The organism is Bacillus sp. F2HM, from assembly GCF_019266135.1.
In the GTDB taxonomy this organism is placed as follows: domain Bacteria; phylum Bacillota; class Bacilli; order Bacillales; family Bacillaceae; genus Bacillus; species Bacillus safensis.
Genome location: NZ_LRMO01000002.1, coordinates 63,124 through 80,171 on the forward strand (window position 1 = coordinate 63,124; position 17,048 = coordinate 80,171).

Annotated in this window: 14 protein-coding genes; 5 read left to right on the forward strand and 9 right to left on the reverse strand. The window is 43.8% G+C overall.

Annotation, left to right across the window (positions count from 1 at the left end):
• The first annotated feature begins 5 nt into the window (after positions 1-5).
• The 3 genes from AWT60_RS02270 to arr all read left to right on the forward strand — a co-directional run bounded on the left by AWT60_RS02270 (position 6) and on the right by arr (position 2,324).
• A complete protein-coding gene (locus AWT60_RS02270; protein ID WP_218676848.1) occupies positions 6-1,427 on the forward strand; it encodes a glycoside hydrolase family 1 protein in 1,422 nt (473 codons plus the stop codon).
• Positions 1,428-1,583: 156 nt separating this feature from the next.
• Positions 1,584-1,796 (forward strand): hypothetical protein, encoded by a 213-nt coding sequence (locus AWT60_RS02275; protein WP_024427440.1) that lies wholly within the window; start codon positions 1,584-1,586, stop codon positions 1,794-1,796.
• 111 nt (positions 1,797-1,907) lie between these two features.
• The gene (arr, locus tag AWT60_RS02280; RefSeq protein WP_202739497.1) at positions 1,908-2,324 is read left to right on the forward strand and encodes an NAD(+)--rifampin ADP-ribosyltransferase; all 417 of its coding nucleotides are present in this window, start codon (positions 1,908-1,910) and stop codon (positions 2,322-2,324) included.
• A gap of 60 nt (positions 2,325-2,384) precedes the next feature.
• Here arr and AWT60_RS02285 read toward each other — a convergent pair whose 3' ends face one another.
• Genes AWT60_RS02285 through AWT60_RS02310 form a run of 6 tightly spaced genes read right to left on the reverse strand, consistent with a single transcriptional unit; the run spans position 2,385 to position 9,873 of the window.
• Entirely contained in the window at positions 2,385-4,304 is a 1,920-nt protein-coding gene (locus AWT60_RS02285; RefSeq protein WP_218676849.1) for a BglG family transcription antiterminator, read from the reverse strand.
• Entirely contained in the window at positions 4,301-5,185 is an 885-nt protein-coding gene (locus AWT60_RS02290; protein WP_218676850.1) for an ROK family protein, read from the reverse strand. The genes AWT60_RS02285 and AWT60_RS02290 overlap by 4 nt, the downstream gene beginning before the upstream one ends.
• 56 nt (positions 5,186-5,241) lie before the next feature.
• Complete coding sequence (mngB, locus tag AWT60_RS02295) at positions 5,242-7,905, reverse strand: mannosylglycerate hydrolase (protein WP_218676851.1); 2,664 nt, start codon at positions 7,903-7,905, stop codon at positions 5,242-5,244.
• Between the two features lie 28 nt (positions 7,906-7,933).
• Positions 7,934-9,052 (reverse strand): PTS fructose transporter subunit IIC, encoded by a 1,119-nt coding sequence (locus AWT60_RS02300; protein WP_024424401.1) that lies wholly within the window; start codon positions 9,050-9,052, stop codon positions 7,934-7,936.
• A gap of 36 nt (positions 9,053-9,088) precedes the next feature.
• Complete coding sequence (locus AWT60_RS02305) at positions 9,089-9,418, reverse strand: PTS fructose transporter subunit IIB (protein ID WP_024424400.1); 330 nt, start codon at positions 9,416-9,418, stop codon at positions 9,089-9,091.
• On the reverse strand, positions 9,415-9,873 hold the full coding sequence (locus tag AWT60_RS02310) for a PTS sugar transporter subunit IIA (RefSeq protein WP_218676852.1): 459 nt from the start codon (positions 9,871-9,873) through the stop codon (positions 9,415-9,417). Before AWT60_RS02310 ends, AWT60_RS02305 begins: the two co-directional genes overlap by 4 nt.
• Before the next feature lie 242 nt (positions 9,874-10,115).
• Between AWT60_RS02310 and AWT60_RS02315 the strand changes: the two genes are divergently transcribed.
• Positions 10,116-12,782, forward strand: a complete 2,667-nt coding sequence (locus AWT60_RS02315) for a S8 family peptidase (protein WP_218676853.1) — start codon at positions 10,116-10,118, stop codon at positions 12,780-12,782.
• Positions 12,783-12,890: 108 nt separating this feature from the next.
• On the forward strand, positions 12,891-13,373 hold the full coding sequence (locus AWT60_RS02320) for an Ig-like domain-containing protein (protein ID WP_041106180.1): 483 nt from the start codon (positions 12,891-12,893) through the stop codon (positions 13,371-13,373).
• A 307-nt stretch (positions 13,374-13,680) separates the two neighbouring features.
• Here AWT60_RS02320 and AWT60_RS02325 read toward each other — a convergent pair whose 3' ends face one another.
• The 3 genes from AWT60_RS02325 to mmuM all read right to left on the reverse strand — a co-directional run bounded on the left by AWT60_RS02325 (position 13,681) and on the right by mmuM (position 16,803).
• Entirely contained in the window at positions 13,681-14,301 is a 621-nt protein-coding gene (locus AWT60_RS02325) for a hypothetical protein (protein WP_087976297.1), read from the reverse strand.
• A 113-nt stretch (positions 14,302-14,414) separates the two neighbouring features.
• Positions 14,415-15,818: an S-methylmethionine permease gene (gene mmuP, locus AWT60_RS02330; protein ID WP_218676854.1), complete on the reverse strand. Its 1,404-nt coding sequence runs from the start codon at positions 15,816-15,818 to the stop codon at positions 14,415-14,417.
• Between the two features lie 46 nt (positions 15,819-15,864).
• Positions 15,865-16,803: a homocysteine S-methyltransferase gene (gene mmuM / locus AWT60_RS02335; protein WP_087976343.1), complete on the reverse strand. Its 939-nt coding sequence runs from the start codon at positions 16,801-16,803 to the stop codon at positions 15,865-15,867.
• Between the last annotated feature and the right edge of the window lie 245 nt (positions 16,804-17,048).

Consider the following 17,048-nt stretch of genomic DNA (forward strand, 5'->3'; position numbering starts at 1 on the left):
AAATCATGAGATATTCAACACTAGCATCATTTCCAAAAGACTTTTTCTGGGGCGGATCTACTTCCGCCTATCAGGTAGAGGGTGCGTGGAACGAGGATGGCAAGGGGCCTTCTGTCATTGACATGAGAGCAAGTTATCCTGAAGGGACAACGGATTTTAAAGTCGCAAGTGATCACTATCACCGCTATAAAGAGGATGTGAAGATGTTTGCAGAAATGGGCTTGAAGGCTTATCGCTTTTCCATTGCGTGGACACGGATCATTCCAGATGGAGATGGGGAGATCAATCAAAAGGGGATTGAATTCTATCATTCACTCATCGATGAATTGCGCCGCTATGGCATTGAACCAATCGTGACAATGTATCATTTTGATCTGCCTCATGCGCTTCAAGTAAAGGGCGGGTGGTCTAACCGCGGGACAGTGGATGCGTTTGAGCGCTATGCTGAGGTTCTATTTCAGGAGTATGGTCAGAAGGTAAAATATTGGCTGACCATTAATGAACAAAACATGATGATCTTACATGGATCAGCGCTCGGTACACTTGATCCAAATTTAGAAAATCCGAAAAAAGAACTGTATCAGCAGAATCATCATATGCTCGTTGCACAGGCAAAAGCGATGACGCTTTGTCATCAAATGCTACCTGAAGCGAAAATTGGACCAGCGCCAAACATTGCGCTCATTTATCCGGCTTCTCCAAAGCCTGAAGATGTGCTTGCTGCGGCGAATTACAATGCGATCCGCAACTGGCTTTATCTTGATATGGCCGTGTTCGGCCGTTATAACAACCTTGCTTGGGCGTACATGAAAGAAAAAGACATTCTTCCTGTCATCGAAGAGGGAGATATGGATATTTTGAAAAGCGCGAAGCCAGACTTTATTGCCTTTAACTACTACACCTCACAAACGGTTGAAGCGAGTAAAGGAGATGGCAACGACGAATTTGCACGCGGCGGAGATCAACATTTGAAATCCGGTGAAGATGGCGTCTACAAAGGCGGCAACAACCCATTCTTAAGCAAAAATGCGTTTGGCTGGGAGATTGACCCTGTCGGCTTCCGTTCAACGATGCGCGAGATTTATGACCGCTATCAGCTGCCGCTTATTATCACGGAAAACGGATTGGGTGCATTCGACAAGTTAGAAGAAGATGGATCAATTCAGGATGATTATCGAATTGATTATCTAGAAAAACATATCGAACAAATCAAATGGGCGATCACAGACGGCGTCGAGGTATTCGGATACTGCCCGTGGTCAGCCATCGACTTAATCAGCACACACCAAGGATGCTCCAAGCGCTACGGGTTCATCTACGTCAATCGCGACGAATTTGACCTAAAAGACCTCAAAAGAATTCGCAAAAAGAGCTCTTATTGGTATGAAACCTTGATTCAGCAAAATGGAGACAACATCGGGAAATAACATATGAAAAAGCCAATCACCTTATGAGCGGGTGATTGGCTTTTTTTCGTTCATTTTATGGGAAAGATCATATTGTTCGAGTTGTTCTAACATGATAGTCTGATGATATATTGTAAAAATTGGATAAAAATCCATTATCAGAAAGGGGTTGTTTATATGATGACGATTTTTTTTATGTTCTTCACATTGTTTTTGATTTTTTATGGTTTGAATTATATAGGACAGAAATTGATTGCGAAGGAATATCCAATGAACCATGGATTGATTGTGACGCTGTCAGCTGTGGAAGGTATTCTTGTTTTCGTCATTGTTGGTGTGAATGCGAAATTTCCGTTTTTATTTACAGTACTTATGTCTGTTCACATCTAACTCTCTACTATTATTATACCCCGAATTTAATGAAATTTATAGACTGTTTCTCGCCCATATCTAGCCGTATACTGTTATACGCAAGTCAAAAACGATGAGGGGTGTGGCTGTATGAATGACAAGCAAAAGGTGTTAGATCCCGGGCCATTTTTTCATGGGACAAAAGCGGAATTGAAGATTGGAGATCTGCTTGAACCGCTGCATTTATCCAATTATCAGGATAAAAAATCAAACCATATCTATTTCACCGGAACACTTAATGCGGCCAAATGGGGTGCTGAATTAGCTAGGTCTGATGGGAAAGAAAGAATTTATATTGTAGAACCGTTAGGCGAATTTGAAAATGATCCAAATGTGACTGATAAAAGATTTCCTGGCAACCCAACACGTTCTTATCGATCGAAATCTCCGTTGAAAATAGTTGCAGAATTAGGTTCATGGGAAAGACATTCCGATGAAGAAATCAATCATATGCTGAGCTCCTTAAAAAAATTAAGTGAAGAAGGAAAAAATATTATCTACGATTGATGACGTATATCTCAATAACACAATGGCCGCCTCATGAATTGGGCGGCCTTTTGTTTGATCTTATTGAAACAACGCATCCATCAGCTCATTAAATGTGTTGGCTTGCTTGAGGGAGTGAATGCGGTCTGGATTGTCTAGTAAATCGACAGCCTGTTCAAAGAATTGGTTCATACAGGCAGCGTCATCCTTATGAATCGCTAATAAAAAGACAAGTGAAACTTGGTCTCCCTGCCAGTCAATTGGCTGTTTTAAGTGTGCGATGGCTACAGAGGAGATGCCTTCATTTGTGATGAGCGGGTGCGGCATTGCAATGCCGCTGCCAAGATAGGTAGACGACATTTGCTCCCGCTCAAGCACCGAGGACCGAAAAGAAGACGATACTAGCTGATGCGCCTCTAAACGGCTGCATAATATATCTAACACCTCATCCTTGCTGCTTAGATCAGCATTCATGAAAGTCAATCGCTCTTGAAAAAACGCCATCAGCTCTTTTGAGGGTGCCCCGTGTCCATTTAATAAATGAATGACTTCATTTACACGCTGTATATCATGATGTTCAAAAAAGGCGCTGACTTGAATGACTGGTTTCCCCTTTGATGAGAGTGGAACGGTTGTGATGATGACGTCACACGGCAAAGAGGAGCTCATGAGATAATCCTGATAGGAATAGAGCTCAACAATGTCAAGCTCGTGCTGAAAGGCTGCCTTCAATTTAATTTCAAGGAGCCTTGCCGTCCCTAGTCCAGACCCGCACACGATAATGGCTTTCTTTTTTTGCGAGGTGTCGAGCTGACTTCTTTCAAATGAAGCAGCGATATGCAAGGCAGCATATGCGGCCTCGTCTTCATTTGGCGTACGCACCAGCTGCAAGGCATTTAGTCCGCTGACAGCCAAATCAAACGGGTAAGGATAGGACGCTTTGATCTCATGCAAAAGCGGATTTTGTAATGATACGCCATATTGGATTCGATTTAATAGCGGCTTCATATGAAGCATCAAGTCTTGCTGCAGGATGCTGTCATCAGCAAAACGATGACCGCTTATTTTTTCAATGTGCTGTAGAAAGACTGTAACCGCCTGCTGAACTTCCACTGTCGTCTGATGCTGGGCGGCTTCTTTCCACGTTTGATTCGCCAATAGATGCATGACTAAGTAATCTGTTTCATCCTCTGATAAGGTCACGCAAAAAGTGTCACTCACCTGCTGTATGATTTTTTGTGCAATTCTCATCAAAACGGGTGATCTTTGTGTACGGGCAGTACTAGCGGATATCCGCTGGTTTTTTCGTGTTTGCTGAATCGCAATGGCTAAGTGAATGACTAAATTTTTTAAGGCAATGTCTTTAATGAGCAATGATTCTTGATGCAGGTTCGTCAACACAATAGATCGAATGGTTTCAAGAGAAATATCAGGAAAATGGAGCTGCTCCCGCTCGGTGATATGAGAGAGAGCAGGCTCTTCTTCAAGAAGTAAGTCTGCATAGCACGTTCTTTTTTGCAGCTCATCTCCTTCAATCTTTAAGCCAAATCCAGGCTTTGATACAAGGGTCATGCCGTAACGGACTAACAGCTCTCGTCCTTTTTTTAAATCACTGCTGACCGTCATGCGGCTGATAAACAGTTCTTCAGCCAGCTGGTCAATTTTTAAGTAATCTGATTGAAGCAGCAGCTTTCTCATCATAAATCGTACACGCTCTTCTGGCATGACGGGGACAAGAGAGCGGGCAGGAAGCTTTTGCTGATGAAGCCAAAGTAAGAAAGCGTCTTGGTCACTCGTTAAAAGAGTATATCCCTTCCCGCGAATCGTTTTAATCATGGCCCCAGTTTCCTTTAAATACTCATTTGCTTCCTTGATTAAATTGCGGATAGAGCGGTCAGATAAGCGAAAAGAGGCAGTGAGCTCCTCCAGCTTCACGAACCCCTTCGTTTCAAATAGCCGCTGAATCAGCTGATAGGTTCGAGGATCTGCCGTCATCATCATTGCGCGGCTCCTTGCGCCTGTAAGGCATCAGTTCCAAGAGCAATGGCGCCCATTAAACCAGATAATCCATCAAAGGATGGTTTTGTGATAATTTCATGTAAAGGCTTTGGCAGCTGCAAATAGCCGTGAAGCCGTTTGTCTGTTTCATCAAGAATAAGCGGCAGCATAGCCGGCTGTTTCATCACGCCTCCACCTAGAATGATGCGTTCTGGTGAAAGGGTGAGCAGCAGGTTAGCAGTCATCTGCCCGAGATAGTAAGCATGAAGTGACCAGGCAGGATGATCCTCTGGTAGCATGGGTGCCAGTGTATGATAGCGTCCTTCAATGGCAGGTCCAGATGCCAGTCCCTCTAAACAATCATGATGTATAGGGCAGCAGCCTCCGTATGTGTCATGAGGATGCCGCTGAACGGTGATATGACCCATTTCTGGATGCAGCAATCCGTGAATAAGGCGATGTTCAATATAGGCCCCGCCGCCTATTCCAGTCCCAACAGTAATATAGACCAAGGAGGCAGGTTTTTCTGCTTCAGTTGAAAAACGAGCTTCTCCGAGTGCTGCACAGTTCACATCGGTATCAAGCTTCATCGGGATCCCGAGGGCTTGTTTTAAGGTAGAGAGGAAAGGGAATTGACGCCAGGCCGTTTTTGGTGTGTCTAAAATCGTCCCATAGCTTGGGCTTTGCTCTTTCACATCGACAGGACCGAATGCCCCAATTCCAATTGCATCAACACGATTCTTTGTAAAGTAATCGATCACTTGCCGGCATGTTTCATCTGGATTCCCTGTTGCAAAGGAAGTCATGTGTTCAATCGTTCCGTCTGTTGTTCCGTAGCCGCAGACAAATTTCGTTCCGCCTGCTTCAATGCCTCCAATTCGCATGATCAATGCCCTCCATTAAAGAGGGGCGGAATCCAATGGATCCCGCCCCTACATGTTCATTTTTTCTTTACAATGTAGGTTTGTACCTGACAAGGTGTAAGCGGTTCAATGTGTAATGATCCATGTTGTGCTTTGAGTATCTGTCCTTCAGGTGTTTCTCCTAAATTCGCTGTTTCTCCGTGTTGTAGAGATGAACTATTGATTGAAGCGGCTGTTTGACGCGTTAAATATGGATTGAAGAGACGAATGACAATGCCTGTTCCATGCTCCTCTTTTTTCAGAGCGCTTAGAATGGCTCCATCTGTCTCGATGTCAAGCAGGCTATAAGTAGATTGTAAGTCTTCTTTTTCATCTCGGAAAGAGAAAATTAAACGACCGTTTAAAAAATCTGCCCGCTCGTAGCATTGAACAGGGGTGGTATACCGTTTGGCAAGCTGCGCTAAGTGTCCCTCGCTGACTGCATCCTTGCTATAGTGCATACCAAATGAGAATGACAGTGCACCTTGCAGCTGAGCTTCAGGTGTCTCCACAATTTTTTCCCCAGATGCGCGTCCTGGACGATAAAGGAGATTTTCTTTCCCCATTTTTCCGAAACAGCGGAAGAGTGTATACGCAATGGTTGTGTAACCTTCTCCTGTGATTTGGTATTCTCTCACGCAGTCGGTCAACAGAGCGGCACCATATGCTTGATCACGAAGTGCGACAAAGGATTGCATCGGTTCAATGGTGATCGGTTTTTCTTCCCAATGTTCATTATTCCACCATTCAAGCTCTTGCGTGAGCTCTGTTGGACGTTCGATTGTACCAAACTGTTGATCGCTTAATGATACGTTTGATGCGATGCCTGTATCAAAAAGAACACGAAGTCGATGATCTAATGCATGGTTATCGACATCTACATGAAAACGGATGATAGCCTCGTCTTTGTTTAATGCCACCTTCGCTGTGATCGGAAGTGATGTCGCAGCCGATTGCTGAGAGCGCGCCTCTAGGTCATAAGGGACAGTGAGCTGAAGCTTGATGGTCAGCTCCTCTTGCAGACCGCTTTTAGACACTGAGATGTCCGCTGATGAAAGATCTTTTGATGACACATACAGATCCTCACGCGGTGGTGAATAGTTGTAAGAATCCCCATCGTCTCCGTTGTCTTCAAAGATCATTTGCTCAGAGAAGGTCTTGCCTGTTTGTTTGTCTGTGATGTCCAGTGATCCGTTGTCATTTGCCGCAATGCGGTAATACGTATTTTCGATCACGCGTCCTTCAGTTTCTTCCCATAGAGATTCACTTGATTCATCGAAGACCATGCTGACTTGTGTATAGCCTACTGACGGTAAGTCGATGGCTTCAATCAGCAGCACGGCTTTCCATACTTGCTTTGGCATGTACACTTCTTTACTTGGGTTAAGAGAAATTTGCTGTGCCAGCACATAATCTGTGACATCGGTTTTGCTTTTCACTGTGTACTGAAGCGTTCGTCCATTTGCATCCTTTAGCGTAAATGGACGTTCCGTGATAAACGTCTCGACTTCAATGACTTCAGAACGCTTTGAAGGCAGTGTATTGAACAACGTGAACGTGATTTCCTGCTCTGTTTGCAGTCGAATAGCGATGAGACGCATGTGTAAGTCTACAAGATTCTCGGCGATTTCCTTTGCCTGTTTGTAGCGGAAGAAGACATCTTGGTTTGTCGTGTCACTATTACAGCCGCCAATGCTGTCATGCGCTGCATTTTCAAACATGAGGTACCAAATATCGCGAACCGTATCATGCGGATAGTCGTGTCCAAGCGAATAGCTAATCGTTAGGATGGGCTCCATCACATTGACGAGATAGTTTTCAATTTGATTGTTTAAGATTTTTAAATCCGCTCGTGTTGAAAAAATAGATTTGTGAATCCGCATATGTTTCGCATGAATGAGCTCTCCTTGTAATGTCTCAAAAGATGTCCGCTCTTTTTTCACGGCTGCAATATAATCTTCTAAACTGCTGATTTCATAGTGATGCTCGTCAAGTTCATTGGCTTTTTCTAATAAGTCAGGCAGGTTTTTGCGAATTGGTGCTTGGTCAAAGCCGTTCGGGAAATAGACATTCTTTGTGGTGGCCTTTGCTTGCAATGCACCGATTTTTTCAGATAAAAAGGCTTGTAAGTCCTCATCCTTCTCAGGAATATTCCCGCCGTAGTAGTAACCAAATGGCAGGTTCACAGCAAAGACTTCACTGCCGTCAGCGCCGCGCCAATTGAATTCAGTATGATTGGTCATATGGTCAGAAACGCCGCGCCAAAATGCTGTATCGACAATACCGAAGCCGCGATAAATTTGAGGCATTTGTGCGGATTGACCGAAGGAATCAGGGACATAGCCGACTTTCATCACGTGGCCGAACTGCTGACAGCGTTCAATCCCATATTGCAGGTTCCGCACAATCGATTCACCTGAAATGACGAGCTGGTCGGTTTGGGTATACCATGGGCCGATGATGAGACGTTTCGCTGTGACGAGCTTCTTGATTCGATTCTCATCCTCTGGACGCCATTTCAAATAATCATCTAATAAGGAAGCCTGGGCATCGAGCATGAAGTAATGGAATCTTTCATCTGTTTCAAGGGTATCTAAAATGTCCATTACGCTTTTCATTAAGTAAATACGGGAGCGGGAGGTGGTGAAATACCATTCCCGGTCCCAGTGAGTATGTGGAATCACATGTACATTGACAGTCATTGATCAACGACACCTTTCTTCGTTCGAATTATCCTTCTAGCACAAGGTCAAAATCGTCTTCTTCTTTCTGCTTCTGATCATGTTCCGGCGTTTTTGGTTCTTTTTTCTCAGAGAAATTCACAAGCAGGTTGGCGCCAATACCGATGACGAGTGCGCCAGTAAGGGCTCCGATTAAATAAGCCCACCAGTTTCCGACTGAGAAGAAGCCGTATAGCCCGCCAATTGGCGGCATGATGTCATGAACTCCTAATAATGCAGCGACCCCGCTTCCAACAGCACATGCGACAACATTGAGCGGAATCAATTTCAAAGGATTGACGAGGGTAAAAGGGATCGCCCCTTCCGTAATACCGATAATGCCCATGACAAGGCCGCCTCGTCCGGCTTCTCTAAAGGTTGGGGAGAAGTTGCGTTTTCGAATCAATGTCGCAAGCCCGTATCCAAGCGGTGGAATGACAATCGCAATATTGACGAGAATGGCAGGGAGGTAGACACCTGATAGGAAGAGGGCGTTACCAGCCATCCACGCTGATTTATTCACCGGTCCGCCAAGATCGAAGCCAATCATCGCACCTAAAATGAGAGCGAGCGCGAGTGTGCTTGTTCCATCAGCGACCATGCCTTTGATCCATTCAATTAATGCCGTGTTCAAAGCGCCTAATGGGCCGCCCAGCAGAACTGACATAAGAAGTCCGGTTAAGCCAACGGTAATAAGCGGAAGGATGAGCAGAGGGACGAGCCCAGCTGCAGAGCCTTGAATTTGAATTTTTCTTTTCACAAAAAGAGCAACATATCCTGCGAAGAAGCCTGCGATGACGGCACCTATAAATCCGGCATTTGTTGAGCTGGCAAGGGCCCCGCCGATAAAACCAGCCGCAAGACCTGATTTATCCGCAATCGAATAGGCGATAAATCCAGCGAGCAGGACGTTCATTAAGCCAATGCCTGTCCAGCCTACCTGCTCCATTAAATAGGCACCGTGCAGTATGCCGCCAGCATCCTTATAGGTGTTTAAATCTGAAACACCAAACCCTAATCCGACCAGTTTTGCTAAACCAACGATAAGTGAGGCGCCGATGATTACAGGAAGAATATAAGAAATACCGGTCATGAGATGGCCTTCAATGACTTTTAATTTTGCTTTCATTTTGCTTTGCTCCTTTCTATATGGCATTGCTCATGTTTATTGAGATTCAGACTTTTTCTTTTCAACAAGTGCTACAGCTTTGGTGATAATTTGCTCAGCATTTTTTAAGGCACGTCCGATCTCGACACGTACAGTGGGTATGCCTGAGAAGCGTTCCGCATCGTTGATATGCTGATTTGAGGCAATGATGCAGAGGTCTGCCTGCTGCGCTTCTTCTGCTGTAATGCCGTTCACCTGCCCCATAATCCCCTGCTGTTCGATTTTGATCTCGTGTCCAAGCTGTTTACCGGCATTTTCTAACGCTTTGGCTGCCATTGGAGTATGAGCTAACCCTGCTGGACATGAAGTGACACCGACAATTTTCATTGTGTAATCCCCTCTTTCAATTGTTGTTCAATGATTTCGTAATAGTAATCAGCTGTTTGACCTGGTTGAATCTTCTCGATAAAAGCAGGTTCCATTAGGCTTGTCGCAATACCTGACAGTAATTTCAGATGTGTGACATTTGCTTCTTCTAGTGGAACGAGCAGTGTAAATAAATAGCTTGTGGGCAAATCGTCGAAGCTTCCCCATTCAATGGGTTGTTCAAGTTCTAAAAAAAGAAGTGAAGCCGTTTGTACAGCGGAGCTTTTTGTATGTGGAATGGCGAAGCCTTGCTGAAGTCCTGTTGAGACTTCGTCTTCGCGTGTTAACAAATCTGCTAATAGCCCCGCCTGATCGTTTGTAATCTGAAGGTCTTCAGCTTTCTCGGAAATGTATTGTAAAATCTCATTCTTTGATCGTCCGTTTACTTGTGTGAAAACATGATCTTTTTGGAACAAGCTGATCCCTTCTCTCTTGTTTGTTAAGCGCTTACAAGTTGATTGTAATGTACTTTTCCGCATGGTTAAATAGCATCATTTTCCGTTTGAAATGGCAAAAAGTTTATGAAGCTATCCGTCTTGCTGACTGAATATCTCAAATCCTAGCTTAAAACGAGTTTAATTATATAAAAAACAGATTCTACTAAATGTCTTTCTGTGATATTCTTCCAAGGTATCATAAAAGATAAGGGGGTCTTTTCATGTTCAAAAAGCAGGTCAAATCCTGTGTGATCGTACTCATGGCCATCATTCTATGTATGGCAGCATTACCTGGATACGAGGCAGCAGCTGCCAGTCATGGAACAAGTGTCAATGAAGCCATTGGGTTAAAAAATGGTGAAGTCATCTCAGGTACATTACAGAATGAAAAGGAAGAGTCTTGGTATCAAATCACGCCATCTGCACAAGAGGTGGCAAAACATACACACATGCAAATTTCTGTGAAAAGTAAACAAGTGCTGTCTGTATCGGTCTATCCAAGCAAGGACAGAGCGATGAAGGATGACACATATTCAAGATATCGCGTGGACACAGCAAGCGGAGAGACAGAGATCAACTTCCCGCATGCATGGTCAGGTCCCTATTATGTCAAAGTGCTCTATTTAGGGTCAGAGGAAGACAGCCGTGATGAGGAAGAGGATGCGGCATATACAATCGGATATAAAGGAGCTAATCTTCCGCCTTCTGAACCTGTTTTTCCTGAAGAAGATGAGCCTGAAATCATTATTATTGAGAAAAAGTACGGGCGTGAAATTCTTCAATCGATTCGTACAATCGAAGATAAACGATTCAATGAAACAGCAGAAGGTCAAAAGCTTTCACGTCTGCTCCAAAAGACAAAGCCGTTTCTCAAATCAAAGCTCATCAAACATCAAAAAGAGCAGCAAAAGGTTTACAACCATCTGCTCACATTAAAAACACTGCTAAGTGACATAGAGAAAAATGGTGCATTTAGCGGTCATATCGTAACAGAAAAAGAACAGCAGGCGATCGGCTCCCTTTTTGATATGCTCAAAGAAGCAAGTCCGGCATATTTAAAAAAGGAATTAGAAGCCGTCAGTCAAAAAATGGGCATCGATCAGTTTGAAGGAAAGTCAGTTGGTTATGTATTAGAGAAACAAAAACTTGTAAAAGAAGAGAAGGTTAAAACGAATAAGATCATTTTTAAATTAAAGGATGGCCAAACACTTCAATCTGCGAAAAAGAAAATGAAAAGCTACGGCATCCAAGAAAACCGTGTGACATCACAGTCAGTCAGTCCTTTATTCAAAGGAATGTATGTCTATGATGTGCCAGCAGGGCAAGAATCCGCTGGAAAGACACTAAAAGCAGGCAAAGCGGCGATCAAGAGCACGGCAAGAAAGCTTTCCAGCATGCCGAATGTTGAATTTGCAGAGCCTGTTCAAACCTATCGTGCGCTAAGCAACGACGCGCAGTATGGTTATCAGTGGCCGCTGAAAAACAGTGCGCAAAACAGCGGGAAAAAAGGCGCTGACGTCAAATTTGAACAAATGAATACACTGATTGGCACAAGCAAAATGAAGCAAACATTAATTGCTGTTGTGGATACAGGTGTAGACAGCCGTTTGACAGATTTAAACGGGACTGTTCGTACAGACTTAGGTGCGAATCTCATTGGACGAAACAAAGATGCGATTGATGACAATGGACACGGTACGCATGTGGCAGGCATCATTGCCGCAAAATCCGATAATCATTACTCAATGGCAGGTCTCAATCAACATACGGGCATCATTCCGGTGAAGGTGCTGGATGCCTATGGCTTTGGCGATACAGAGCATATTGCACTTGGGATCAAGCATGCAGTGGACAAAGGCGCAAAGGTGATCAACATGAGCCTTGGCGGCTACTACAGCAGAGTGATTGAATATGCCATGAATTATGCTGCTCAAAGAAATGTACTAGTCGTCGTGGCAAGTGGAAATGATGGCGTACCAGAAATGGGCTACCCTGCGACGTCAAAATACGCAATGGCGGTTGGCGCAAGCAACCGTATGGATATTGCCGCTGAGTTCTCAAGCTATGGCAAAGGACTGAGCATGTCAGCTCCAGGGTCGGATATTCCGAGCCTCATGCCTGATGGTAATGTCTCATACCTTAGCGGGACATCAATGGCGACACCATATGTGGCAGCAGCAGCAGGGTTACTGCTTTCTAAAAATCCATCCTTAAAGCCAAATCAAGTGAGAAATCTTTTGCAAAGTACAGCAGATGACATCTCATTTAAATCTATTGATGGAAAAGACGACGTTTTCTATGATGAAAACGAGGAGCCAATTGTCGATCCTAAAATCCCAGGAATTGATTGGATGACAGGACATGGCAGACTGAATGCATTTGCTGCATTAAGTGCTGTCGAATTGAATGCATCAGTGAACAAAGTGGAAGATCAGCATCAAAAGGTGACAGGTAAAGCAAAAGCTGGCGCTGCTATTTCTGTGTATAGAGGCAAAACGCTGCTTGGAAAAGGCACAGCAGGCAAAAAAGGAACCTTTAGTGTGAAGATTAAGCATCAGAACAAAAACAAGGTCCTTCACATTAAAATGTCAAAAGGAAAGGCCGCTACGACGCTCAAAACCGTCGTGAAAAAAGGCAAAGCACCAGCTAAGCCGAAAGTGAGCAAAGTAACCGTCAAAAGTAAAGCGGTCAAAGGGACTGCGGGTGCAGGCTTGACCATTAAAGTGAAAAACAAATCAAAGAAAGTCATCAAAACAGTCAAAACCAATAGCAAGGGTGCATTTACTGCCCAAATCAAACCGCAGAAAGCCAAAACGGTTTTATATGTGACCGCGTCAGATGTGAGAAAAAGAGAAAGCAAAGCGGTAAAAGTGGTTGTGAAAAAATAAAAGAAGAACTTCCCTTTCTAAGAAAAGGGATGTTTTTTTGTTTTTAACTGGAAATATACCAATTAATGTCGATAGTAATATAGTAGGAAAAAAAAGGAGGATTTATCGATGAAAAAAATCATGTTTGCTTTCTTTCTATCATTGCTTCTCGTATTCCCAAGCTTTGCACATGCTGAAGAAACAGGGGCAGTACCAGCATCAGTAGAAGTAACAAGTGTCACAGCAGCCGATAGTGGAATAGTGAATTACGGCTATGGCAGTAAATATCGCGTGGGTTCTTATTATCCAGCTACGTTTAAAGGGACACTAAAAGATGCAAGCGGAAACCTCATGCCTAATCAGCCGATCAAGCTTTATTTTGAAGCAGCCATCAAATCATATGCTCAAACAGCGACAGGCACAACAGACGAGAATGGACAGTTTTCACTGACGTTTCAAGTTCCTGCAGGTGCAGGCTACCAATCATACAATAATGCAGGCTGGTCAACACATTACTACGATATCGTTCCAGTGACGTTCACGTCAAACGACATCAAACTATCTTCAAATGTCACAAGTGTGTACCATTTGGCATATACATCACGTTACTAATCTCATAGAAAAAAGGATGTCATCAGGTGACATCCTTTTCTTTTTGTTAGCAAACCTGCTGGGCGGCAACCGAAAGAGTCGATAAACAAACACTCATCAGCCGTTATTCCCAGATTCGATCGAGCGTTTAACTTTTCATCTTGAGCTTTGATAGATAAGAACTTTCACACTTGAACTTTGATCCTTGAACGTTCAGCTTTGAGCTTTTATCAAGGATCATCCTAAGATGATCATCAGATGAGGAGGGAATGACCTTTCCCTCGGAGGTGTTTAGTCCTATCGATTTTCGGCTCACTAACAAAATCAATTAATCGATCTGTATTTTCGTTAGTGTATTGCTTTCAGACAAGGAAAAATCAACTTCCATTTGAAAATCTTCAATTTCTTTCGAAAGCTGTTCAATTTTCACTCGAAGGCGAAGCGGATCGATGATCACCGCCTCATTTTCAGCTAGAAAAGACTTCACGATCTCTTGGTTGGCAGCCGCTTGGGTCTTTCCATCTTTCCCAAACAAGGTCTCTAAATGCTGATCAAGTCTCATTTTCACATCTTCATTCGTTTGTTCAGCTTTGTCGACCAGCTCTTTGTACACCTGTTTCATTTTCCGTAAATAACGAATATCGTAGTCTATCGACGTCTTTCGTTCAATCGCCTCTGCCACCGTCATACGGACACCCGCCACATCAATCGTTGTTGTCGCATTTGATACAACGATGGCTGATTTGATGGCATTCCGGCGTTTGATTAAAGATCGAATCGATTGATCATCAGCCTTTGCCTTTTTCTCAATCTCTTCTTGATTCTGAAATCCGTGCTGTATATGTTTCCCGATCATCAATCCACCAAGTACGGCTTCATCAACGGTTCGGTTGATTCTTTTATCTAACATTTTCAGTTCACTTAATGCTCTTGTAATGGTCATTTCCATATTCACGACAACTCCCTTGGTTCATCCTGAAAATCATAGATTCCTATCATATACCAAAGTGTGCTTCTTTTACTAGTGATATCCTTTTTTGTCAGATGGAAAAAACCTGATGTTTATACACCAGGTTTTTCTCGTTTTTTCTGAATCCAAGCTGTCACGTAATAGGCAGCATAGCAGAGCGCAATGAAAGGAATGCCGCAGATGAGGGCAATCCGCTGATTTGGATCAAAGGCAATGCCGATGACAGATGCAAGACATAGGAGGAAGGCTGCAATCGGAACTACTGGATAGAGCGGTGTTCGAAAGGATAAATCATGAAGCTGTCCGCCTTCCTGTAAAAATCTTTTCCGAAACATAAACTGTGAGGCAGCAATCCCCATCCATACAACCACAACGGCCAGTCCAGAGATTGACACAAGGACAAGGTATACCGTTTCTGGTGCGATCACGCTTGATAGCAAAGAAAGAATACCACCGATCATACTTAAAATGAGTGCATTCAAAGGAATGCCTTTTGACGTCAGCTTCGCCAGTTTTTTAGGAAGTGTCCGTTCCTCAGAAAGCGACCAAAGCATACGAGATGATGCGTATAATCCTGAGTTTGCGGCAGATAAGATTGCGGTCAGGATGACAAAATTCATGAAATCTGCGGCATAAGGAATCCCGATACGATCAAATACCACGACAAATGGGCTTTTGATCACCCCGGCTTCTTCTACTGGAATCAAGCCAGCCAACACAACGATCGTTCCAACGAAAAACAGCACGAGACGCAGGACTGTTGTGCGAATTGCTCTTGGAATGGTCTCGTCAGGATTGACGCTTTCACCCGCAGCAATCCCAATCAACTCCGTACCTGAAAAAGCAAAATTGACAGCAAGCATCGTCATTAAAATCGGTAAAAAGCCGTTTGGGAAAAGTCCGCCTTCGCCAGTGAAATTAGAAAAGAACGGAGCGGCCTCGCCGCCCTTTAATGGGATCAAACCAAACATGGCAGCTCCGCCAAGAATAATAAAGAGAATAATAGCCATCACTTTAATACTGGAAAACCAAAACTCTGATTCTGCAAAAAACTTGACTGTAAATGCATTCAGTAAAAAGATGAGAAGAGCAAAAACGCCACTCCACATCCAAACCGAAGTGTCTGGAAACCAGCGCTGCATTAATAGTCCTGCCGCTGTAAATTCCGAACCGAGTGCCACTGTCCACGTCAGCCAGTATAGCCAAGCGACCGTATAGCCTGTACCAGGTCCAATGTATTTTGTTGCATACGTATGAAAAGCCCCTGTGACCGGCATTGCGACAGACAGCTCGCCTAAACAAAGCATCACGAGGTAGACAATTAAAGCCCCGACAAGATAGGCAAGAATGGTTCCCGCAGGTCCGGCCTGATTGATGGTATACCCCGAGCTTAAAAAGAGCCCTGTTCCAATGACGCCGCCTAGAGAAAGCATGAACAGGTGCCGGCTCGTCATTTTTCGTTCATATTGTTGTGACTGATCTTTTGCTTGTTCCATGTCTTCCCGCCCTTTTGCTTAGAAGTATGTGTGATGATTCATGATGCTATGATGTGGTTCGTTTTAAGATGTCATTGATATCTTCTGGAGTCGTGCGGCAGCAGCCGCCGATGATATGCGCGCCGTCTTTGTACCATTGATGCGCACATTCGCCAAAAGTAAGATGAGACGTATCTCCGTTCCATACCTTTTCTTCAGGATCATATATTTCACCTGAGTTTGGATATACCACAATCGGTTTGCTCGTTCCCTTTTTCATTTCTTGAATGAGAGAAGTGATAAATTGCGGCGACGTACAGTTCACACCGACAGCAGCGATTTGTTCATAAGGCTCAAGCGCCTGTACACATTCTCGTATGGAATCACCTTCACTAATGTGCAGGCCATCCTTTGCGCTGAATGTGATCCAAGCAGATACCCCGCTGAATTCATCTTGCAGCAGCTTTGCAATAGCAGTTGCTTCAATCAGACAAGGAATCGTTTCGCATGCAAGAATATCTGCACCCGCTTCTACTAATGCCTGAATTCTTGGTCTGTGAAAATCAATGAGAGCCTGCTCTGAGAGTCCGTAATTTCCTTTATATTCTGAACCATCAGATAAATAAGCGCCGAATGGCCCTACAGATCCAGCAACAAATGGTTTTGTCCGTCCTTCACGACGCGCTTCATCCTGCCAAAAAAGATCACGTGCCTCTTTCGCTAAAGTGACAGAGCGTTTCATGAGTTCAATCGCTTCTTCTTTTGAATAGCCTTTTTCAGCAAAGCCTTCAATCGTTGTTTGGTAGCTGGCGGTTGTTGCACAGTCAGCACCTGCTTGGAAGTAGTCCAAGTGTACTTGCTGAATTAATTGTGGCTGTTCAATAAGTATTTTGGCTGACCATAAACGATCGTTTAAGTTACAGCCCTTTCGTTCAAGCTCTGTTGCTAATGCACCGTCTAAAATCAAAGGTGCGTGAGCCTGTAAACGGCTTTGAATAGGATTCATCGGAATCAAACAGCCTCCTTTTTAGATCGGAAATGATGGATATGATATGAGGCAGTAGTTTAAATGACTAAAGTGTTTTTGTCAAGGAGAGGAAAAAGCATCGTAGGGCGGAAAAACCCTGAAAACATGCGGGTTTTGATGCATAAAAATGCAGTCAAAATAATAGAAAACCAAGTCATTGACAGCCTCTAAAAAGAGATATATATTATGGAAAGATTGATTTCAGAAAGCTTCATCAAAAGGCG